The organism is Wenzhouxiangella sp. XN79A (assembly GCF_012272825.1).
GTDB lineage: Bacteria > Pseudomonadota > Gammaproteobacteria > Xanthomonadales > Wenzhouxiangellaceae.
This window is the reverse complement of the sequence record NZ_JAAWWS010000146.1, coordinates 141,493-149,492: the sequence shown is the minus strand read 5'-3', so window position 1 is coordinate 149,492 and position 8,000 is coordinate 141,493. Positions and strand designations below refer to the sequence as shown.

The 8,000-nt window shown below is 69.9% G+C and carries 10 protein-coding genes and 1 pseudogene; 7 read left to right on the top strand and 4 right to left on the bottom strand.

What is annotated here, in order from left to right; translation table 11 throughout:
- The 5 genes and pseudogenes from HFP89_RS08575 to HFP89_RS08555 form a co-directional block, all read left to right on the top strand.
- A pseudogene (locus HFP89_RS08575) lies at nucleotides 1-567 on the top strand (DUF11 domain-containing protein); the annotation flags it as partial.
- Between the two features lie 121 nt (nucleotides 568-688).
- A complete protein-coding gene (locus tag HFP89_RS08570; protein ID WP_168717241.1) occupies nucleotides 689-1,741 on the top strand; it encodes a TIGR03032 family protein in 1,053 nt (350 codons plus the stop codon).
- Nucleotides 1,742-1,943: 202 nt separating this feature from the next.
- Entirely contained in the window at nucleotides 1,944-2,144 is a 201-nt protein-coding gene (locus tag HFP89_RS08565; protein WP_168717240.1) for a hypothetical protein, read from the top strand.
- 74 nt (nucleotides 2,145-2,218) lie between these two features.
- Entirely contained in the window at nucleotides 2,219-3,076 is an 858-nt protein-coding gene (locus HFP89_RS08560) for a GDSL-type esterase/lipase family protein (protein WP_168717239.1), read from the top strand.
- A 78-nt stretch (nucleotides 3,077-3,154) separates the two neighbouring features.
- The gene (locus HFP89_RS08555; protein WP_168717238.1) at nucleotides 3,155-3,541 is read left to right on the top strand and encodes a DUF423 domain-containing protein; all 387 of its coding nucleotides are present in this window, start codon (nucleotides 3,155-3,157) and stop codon (nucleotides 3,539-3,541) included.
- A gap of 6 nt (nucleotides 3,542-3,547) precedes the next feature.
- Here HFP89_RS08555 and HFP89_RS08550 read toward each other — a convergent pair whose 3' ends face one another.
- Entirely contained in the window at nucleotides 3,548-4,207 is a 660-nt protein-coding gene (locus HFP89_RS08550; RefSeq protein ID WP_168717237.1) for a DUF3047 domain-containing protein, read from the bottom strand.
- A 44-nt stretch (nucleotides 4,208-4,251) separates the two neighbouring features.
- Here HFP89_RS08550 and nei point away from each other — a divergent pair, with 44 nt between their 5' ends.
- Entirely contained in the window at nucleotides 4,252-5,070 is an 819-nt protein-coding gene (gene nei / locus HFP89_RS08545; RefSeq protein ID WP_168717236.1) for an endonuclease VIII, read from the top strand.
- Here nei and HFP89_RS08540 read toward each other — a convergent pair.
- The 3 genes from HFP89_RS08540 to HFP89_RS08530 are packed head-to-tail and all read right to left on the bottom strand — an operon-like array spanning nucleotide 5,021 to nucleotide 6,904.
- A complete protein-coding gene (locus HFP89_RS08540; RefSeq protein WP_168717235.1) occupies nucleotides 5,021-5,647 on the bottom strand; it encodes a CIA30 family protein in 627 nt (208 codons plus the stop codon). The genes nei and HFP89_RS08540 overlap by 50 nt on opposite strands.
- A gap of 43 nt (nucleotides 5,648-5,690) precedes the next feature.
- Nucleotides 5,691-6,239 (bottom strand): DUF1543 domain-containing protein, encoded by a 549-nt coding sequence (locus tag HFP89_RS08535; protein ID WP_168717234.1) that lies wholly within the window; start codon nucleotides 6,237-6,239, stop codon nucleotides 5,691-5,693.
- On the bottom strand, nucleotides 6,236-6,904 hold the full coding sequence (locus tag HFP89_RS08530; protein ID WP_168717233.1) for a lysoplasmalogenase: 669 nt from the start codon (nucleotides 6,902-6,904) through the stop codon (nucleotides 6,236-6,238). Before HFP89_RS08530 ends, HFP89_RS08535 begins: the two co-directional genes overlap by 4 nt.
- Nucleotides 6,905-7,041: 137 nt before the next feature.
- Here HFP89_RS08530 and HFP89_RS08525 point away from each other — a divergent pair, with 137 nt between their 5' ends.
- Nucleotides 7,042-7,914 carry a winged helix-turn-helix domain-containing protein gene (locus HFP89_RS08525; protein WP_168717232.1) on the top strand — a complete coding sequence of 291 codons (873 nt, stop codon included), beginning with the start codon at nucleotides 7,042-7,044 and terminating at the stop codon, nucleotides 7,912-7,914.
- Nucleotides 7,915-8,000 lie beyond the last annotated feature (86 nt).

Sequence of the window (8,000 nt, the reverse complement as noted above, 5' to 3'; positions counted from 1 at the left end):
GGCGAAGCGGCCGGTGACTACGCCGGGTGGTCGGTCAGCGCCGCCGGCGATGTCAACGGCGACGGCATCGATGACGTGGTCATCGGGGCCTTCGGCGCCGACCCGAACGGCAGCAGTTCGGGCCGCAGCTACGTGGTGTTCGGGCGAAGCTCGACGGACGTGGCGGTCAGCAAGAGCAACGGCGCGGCCTTTGTCGACAACGGCCTGCCGACCACCTGGCTCATCGATGTCGCCAACGTCGGCGCCGCCGACATTGCCGGTGCGACGCTGAGCGACCCCGTGCCGACCGGCGTGACCGGGGCGACCTGGACCTGCACTGCCTTCGGCGGCGCGGTCTGCACGAATCCGAGCGGTAGCGGCGGCATCAGCGAGAACGTCGACCTGCCGGCCGGCGCCAGCCTGGTCTACGAGTTCACTGCGACGGTCACCGCAATGGAGCCGGACTCGGTCAGCAACACGGCGACGATCACGCTGGCCGCCGGCCAGACCGACATCAACCCGGCCGACAACAGCGCGACCGATACGGACCCGGTGGGTCTGTTCATCGACGGGTTCGAGACCGAGTAGCGCCCCGACCGTTCAGGCCGGCGCTCCAACGCCGGCGGATGCTCGCCGGGAGCGATTGCATCGTCCCGGCATGATTCGATCGACCATGGTGACGTCTTCACCGACCCGTAGCCCGAGCCCCATGACCGAACCCGCGACCGCCCAGAACCCGCCGCCGTTCAAGCTCAATTTCTCGCGCCAGTTCGAGAGCTGGTTGAGCGGCTTCAACGCCAGCATCGCGTTTTCGACCTACCAGGCCGGCAAGGTGTTCTTCATTGGCCACGGTGACCAGGGCATCAGCATCGCCGAGCGGACCTTCGCACGATGCATGGGCCTGGCGGCCCGCGACCAGCGCATGTACCTCGCCAGCCAGTACCAGCTGTGGCGGTTCAACAACGTGCTCGACCCGGGCCAGGACTACCAGGGCTACGACCGGCTGTTCGTTCCCCATGTCGGGCATACCACCGGCGACGTCGATGCCCACGACATCGGCATCGACGGCAGTGGAAACCCGATCTTCGTCAACACGCTGTTCAGCTGCCTGGCCCGGCCCTCGGTGTCCAGCAACTTCGAGGTGGTGTGGAAACCGCCCTTCATCTCCCGCCTGGCGCCGGAGGATCGCTGCCACCTGAACGGGCTGGCGATGTTCGAGGGCGAGCCGGCCTGGGTGACGATGATCAGCAAGAGCGACGTGGCCGAGGGCTGGCGCGACCACCGCACCGACGGCGGCCTGGTGATGGACGTGCGCAGCAACGAGGTGGTCTGCGAAGGACTTTCGATGCCGCACTCGCCGCGCTGGTATCGCAAGAAATTGTGGCTGCTGAACTCGGGCACCGGCGAGTTCGGTCATGTCGATCTGAAGACCGGCACCTTCGAACCGCTGTGCTTCGTACCCGGCTTCGCCCGCGGGCTGGCCTTCCACGGCCGCTACGCGTTGATCGGGCTTTCGAAGCCGCGCAGTGACTCCTTCCAGGGCCTGGCGCTGGATGAAGCGCTGGCGAAACGCAACGCCGAACCGCGCTGCGGCCTGGTCGTGGTCGACCTCGACACCGGCGACCTGCTGCACCACATGCGCATCGAGGGCGTGGTCCAGGAACTGTTCGACGTCGCTGTGCTGCCCGGCGCAATCCGCCCGATGCTGCTCGGCTTCAAGACCGACGAGATCAAGCACATGGTGCGCTTCGAGGGCGGCTGAAGCCATCGATGCCGGCCCGGTCGAAGAGGCCGAAGACACGGAGGCCGACGACAGGCTCGAAGCAGTCGCCGCAGCGCTCGAGGAGGCAGCCACCGATCTCGCCGAGGAACCCGGACCGACCTCGGGAGCCACCATCGAACCTGCAGCGCGCGCAAGAAAACAAGACCCCATTCCGGTAGTCCGACAACCGGGATGTCCGTCCTTGGCGCGGATCGGGAATCCCCCACCGATCGAGGACCTCGATCCGGGCGTCGAACTGCGCGATGGGCCGTTCGAGCTGCCGGCGGTGAGCGACGATTCCGGCGTCGTCGCGCGCCGCGTCGCGATCGAACGACAGCGTGCGTTGCGGGACCAATCCGTGGGACCAATCCGGGACACCCACGGGATGGTCTCGATGTCTTGACTTCCGGGAAGCAATGCCGGTGCCCGGCCGGTCGGGTACGATCGAGCGTTCCTTCCTCCGCAGTTGGAGTTCGCATGAGCAATGCAATCCGGTCCGGTCTGCTGTGCCTGGCGCTGGTCGTCGTGACCGCCAGCGGCACCGCCCGCGCCGTCGACGGCCTGCTGCTGGTCGGCGATTCCTGGGCCGAGCAGCAGTGGGACGACCAGGCCCACGCGCTGGCCTTGGGCGTGCTCGGCTTCGGCAACGTGTCGATCTACGGCGCCGCGACCACCGAGTCGGGCACCACCGCCGCCGACTGGGTCCAGCCTGCCCGGCTGCAGGTGCTGTCCGACGAGCTGGCGCTGCGCGGTGATGTCGACGTGGTCCAGCTCACGCTGGGCGGCAACGATTTCCTGAATGCCTGGAACACCGGACTGACGCCGGTCCAGCAGGGCGCGCTGGTCGAGTCCGTCCGCGCCGACCTGGCAAGCATCGTCGAGACCATCCTGACCGAGCGTCCGGACGTCGAGGTGTTGCTGAGCTTCTACGACTACCCGAACTTCGTCGACACGCTCGGCGGCGTGATCGGCCTGTTCGTCTGTGCACCGCTGTGGAACGACCTCGGCCAGCCCGACCCGCTGCAGCTGAATACCGCGTCGACCGACTTCGAGCAGGCCATGGCGGCGCTGGCCGCGGCCCATCCCCGGGTGTTCCACGTCAGCCATCTCGGCCTGATGCAGGCCCGGTTCGGCTTTCCGTCCGACGGCATTCCGCCGGGGCAGCTCACGCCGCCGGGCGACCTCGCGCTGCCCAGTCCCGTGGAGTCGCTGCGCCTGGGCGGCGACGACTGCTTCCACCTCAATGCCGAGGGCTACGACGGGCTGGTGATGAACCAGTTCGACGGCTATTTCCAGGACCGCTTCGAGGTGATCTTCCGCAGCGCGTTCCGCTGACAGCACCGGGTCCCGTTGGCGCCCGGCTCATCCCGCCGCGCGATACTGCGATCCAACGCAACACCGGGTCTTCGCACCATGAATCGATTGCTGCTCGTTGCCGCCCTGCTGGGCTTCCTGTCCGTGGCCATCGGCGCGGCGGCCGAACACGCGCTGCGTCCGGGTCTCGACGAGGAAACCTGGCGCTGGGTGATGACCGCGATCCGCTATCACCAGGTCGGCGCGCTGGCCGCGCTGGCGGTGTCGCTGGCGACCTGGATCGAGCTGCCGGCCAAGGGGACTCGTCGATTGGCGATCGCCGGCTGGCTGTTCATCGCCGGCACCGTGCTGTTCAGCTTCAGCATCTACGCCGCGGCGCTGACCGGCATCGACGGCCTGACCTTCGTCACGCCGTTCGGCGGCACCACGCTGATGCTGGCCTGGCTGGCCGTCGGCTGGGCGGCGCTGGCGCGGCGCGACGGCTGAGCTGCCTCACTCGGCCTCGACCGAGCGCCAGCGGATCGGGCCGTAGAAGGCCGTGGTCGACTGCCCGGCGTTGTCGCAGTCGGTCATGATCGCCAGCGCATCGACGGTGTCGAGATCCAGGTCGTGCAGGCGCAGGAAATCGGCCCGGACGTCGCGCCGCTCGGTGACCCATTCGCCGAGCCGCTCGTGGCCCGATCGCACCGCGACCATCACGAAGGCCTCGGAAAACGCGTTCGGCCAGGTCGAGCCGACCGGCTGGTGGCCGCTCCAGACGTAGTTGATCGCCCGCGAGCGGAACGCCGGCCAGCGGCGGGCGACCACGTAGACCCGGGCCGGGTAGTCGTCGCCGGCCTTGCTGCGTTCGTCGAGCCCGTCGTAGAGCGCCTCGACCCGCCAGCGCCATTCGAGGATCGGCGCGGCGGCCAGGTCGAACTCCCGTTCCAGCAGCCGACCCGAGGCCGTGCCGTCGCGGCAGTCGGCGCGCAGCGCGGCGTGCTCGGCGCCGGCCGCGTCGGGTGACACGATTTCGTACGACGTCTCGCCTTCGAAGCGGCGCTCGTCCCAGTCCGCGATCTCGGCGGGGTCGAACGCCATGGACACGGCAGCTGGACCGAGCGGGGTCGCGCAGGCCAGCACCAGGATCAGCAGCTTGACGGCAATTCGCATGCCTGCAGGCTAGCATCCGGCGCTGTCCGTTAGCGATCACGTCGATGCCCGAAGGCCCCGAACTGTTCCGCGTTGCCCGCCGCATCCAGCGCGCGCTGGGCCGCGCACCGCTGATCGAGGCCCGGTGCGCGTTCGATGCGGTCGATCGGCGGCTCGTCGGGCGGGTCGGGGGTCCGCCGCCGAGGGTCACCACGCTGGGCAAGGCGCTGATGCTGGTGTTCGACGACGGGGCGCGGGTCTACACCCACAACCAGCTGTACGGCCGCTGGATGTTCTCCGCCCCCGATCGGCGGCCGGACACCGCACGGCAGTTGCGGTTGGTGCTGTCGACCGAGCAGCGATCGGCGCTGCTCTACAGCGCCTCGGAGATCGAGTGGGTCGAGCCCGGCGCGACGCATCCCTTTCTCGATCGCGTCGGCCTGGACGTGCTGTCCAGCGATGCGTCGGTGGAGACCATCGCGCAGTGGATCGGGCGCGCCGGGTTCCGTCGCCGGCAGTTGGGGCACCTGCTGCTCGACCAGGGGTTCCTGGCCGGGGTCGGCAACTACCTGCGCTCCGAGATCCTGTTCATGGCCTGTCTGTCGCCGGGGCATCGGCCGATGGACCTCGACGACCACCGGCTCGAAGCGCTGGCCGAGGCCGTCCACACCCTGATGTGGCGCTCGGTCGAGACCGGCGGCATCACCAACGACCCGGACCGGGCCGAGGCCCTGAAGCGATCGGGTTGGGCGCGCCGCGACTACCGGCACTACGTGTTCTCGCGCGCCGACCAGGCCTGCTTCGCCTGCGACGGGGTCATCGAGAAGGTCGAGGTCAGCGGTCGCCGGCTGTATCGTTGTCCGCGCTGTCAGCCGCCCCCTTGAGCGCCAGCCGGCGGACCTCGAGGTCGGCCTCGAATTCCTCGCCGTAGGCGACCAGGCCGATCGAGATCAGGCGCGACGCATCGAGCCGGGCGCGGGTCGAGACCGGCTCGAAGTCGGTCAGCGCGACGTCGATGCGCTGCCACTGATCGGTCACCGGCAAGGGGGCGCGGAAATAGGCCCAGGGCCGGCGGGAGTCGGGGGTGCGCAGGTGCAGGTAGTAGGGCCCCGGCGCGCCACGCGCCTCGACGATGAAGCCGGCCGCGCCGGACGCATCGAGCGGCTCGCCGTCGACGACCAGCGGCAACCGCACCTGGACGAAGCCGCCGTTGTTGTCCAGCCGGACGGTTCCGCGCATGCGCAGCGCCGGACCTTCCTCGGTCTCGACATGGCCGGCCTGCAGGCCCGATCGGCCGCCCATGACCCGGTCGGTGAACCCCGACCAGGCCGGGCCGAGCGTCGACCGGCCGTCGTCGCGCGAGAAGTCGTCGAGCAGGCGATCGCCGGCCTGCGCGGATTCCGAAGCGGTTGCCATCACGATCGAGACCAGGGGAAGCAGAAGAAGTGAACGAAGCGTCATGCCGAGAGCATGCGCGCTGCGCGTCAAGGGCCGGTCGTCGCCGTCAGTCCCGGCGGCGTGCTTCGAGCCAGGCCGCCACGGTCGCGCGCGGAATCGGGAAATAGCCGTTGCTGACCTCCGGCGGCCCGGCGTCCGGGTCGGGCTCCAGGTGCACGTGCCAGCCGTCGACGGCCTCGACGGCGAGCAGGTCGTCGACATCGTAGAGATCGTCGCGGTGCACTTCGTCGCGGCCCGCGAGCAGCTCGGCCTTGGCCCGGGTCTTGACCGCCCCGGCCGAATCGCCGGCATACAGCGCGTAGGCATGGCGCTCCAGCAGCTCGCCGGGCGCATAGGCGCCGATGTTGACGAAATACAGCCGCGGTCCGCGGTCGGGCGCTTCGCGCTTCAGCTGCACCCGGTATCCGGGCACCGTCTCGACCCGCGCCCAGGCGTCGACGTGAACGCGTTCGGGGTTGCCGAACCAGCGATCGAGCAGCTGCGGATGGATGTCCTCGATGGACGCGCCGGCGGCAAACACCACGTCGTGCAGCTCGATGTTGCAGCCGGGCGCGCGGCCGCCGAGGCAGACAGCGAACAGGACGGGTCGGGTCATGACGGGGCTCCTCGCGGATCGGTGGCAGCGGCCGGGCGACCGAAGACGCGCAGCGCGCCGGTGAAGATCAGGTACTGGCCGGTGGTGTAGATCGCCACGATGATGCGTTCGGAATGCGCGAACTCGCCGACGAAGCGGTTCACGCCGATCAGCGAATCGGCCAGCATGAACAGCGCGGCGCCGGCGAACACCCGCCCCAGCCGATCGCCGACGCCGGCGGCGAGCACCGTCATCAGGGCCAGCACGGCGACGTAGGCGGTGACCGGCAGGCGGAATTCGTCCAGACCGGGCCACATCCAGGCCAGCATCGCGGCGCCGAACGCGATCGCTGCCAGCCGCGCCACGAGCCGCTCGTGCAGCGGGGCGGCCCGGTGCACGAACGCGACCGAGTAGGCCAGCTGGGTAACCAGGAAACTGGCCAGGGCCTGAATCAACAGGGCCTGCCGGTCGACCGCCAGGAACGCATCGCCGGCAGCGGCGAACACGAAGCCCAGCGCCAGCGGCAGGCCGGTCCGGCGCGGCAGCGCGGCGGCCAGCGTCCAGGCGGCCAGCAGCATCGGCAAGGCCTTGTGCACGGGTTCGCCGGGCCAGGCCGGCAGGAACAGCGTCAGCCAGTAGCTGACGGCCAGGGCGATGAACAGCGGCGGGGCGATGCGAGCGAGCATGCCGGCCAGTGTAGTGGACCCGGCTGGTGGCTTCGGTTCGCATCTCGATCGGATTTCAGGGAAGATTCAGGCGGATTCCATGGCGCGGCCGGCCGATCCGGCGACAATGGGCCGGTCGCTTGAACGCGGGACACTCGATGGCCATCACCGAATTCGAAGGCTTGCGCTACGACTCGGCCGACGGCACCTTGCGCGCGGTCGGCGGTGAGCCGCTGACGCTGCGCCCGCAGCTCGCGCGGCTGCTCGAGACCTTTCTCGACCGGCCGGGCGAGGTGCTCGATCGCCCGACCCTGTGCGCTGCGGTCTGGGGCGAGGATCGCGTGGTCGATTTCGAAGCCGGGCTGGCGGCGCTGATCAAGGAGCTGCGCCAGGCGCTGCGCTCGCTCGGCGCGTCGGACGAACTGCTCGAGACCGTGCCGCGGCGCGGCTATCGCTTTCATGCTTCGATCGAACCCGGCCGGGCCGCCGGCGATGCGCCGCCGGCCCGCGATCCGGTCGCGCGTCGGCTGCCGACGGTCATCGCGATCTTCACCGGGCTGTGGCTGGTCACGGTGGTGCTGTGGTCGGCGTTCGCGCCCGACCCGGGGCCCGAGTCGAGTCCGCGCCTGGCGGTGGTGCCGTTCGAGCTGCTGGGCGATGTCGGGCCGGACAACCTGGACCTGGTGCTCGCCGACACGCTGCTGGCCGCGCTGTGGCAGGCCGAGCTCGACGGCGTCGTGCTGCTCGGCCGGACCTCGATCGGGGCCGATCTGAGCGGACGGGCCCGGGCCGGGTTCGTTGCCCGCGAACTGGATGCGTCGCTGATCCTCGAGGGCAGCCTGATCGTTGGGACGAACTCCGGGGAGGCCGGCTGGCGGGTCGAGGCCCGGTTGCTGCGGCTACCGCGCGGCGAGGTCGCCTGGACCGCGACGGTGGACGGCCGGACCGGTCCGGCGATTCCGGTCGGCGAGGTCGCCGCTGCGCTGGCCGACGACCTGGCGCGGCACTGGCCCGGGATCCTGGCCCGATAGGACGCCATGCGGCACATCCCGCCGATTTCAGACACATTTCAGGTCGCGCCCATCGACCTCCGGACGGCCCGCGTCCATCCTCGAAC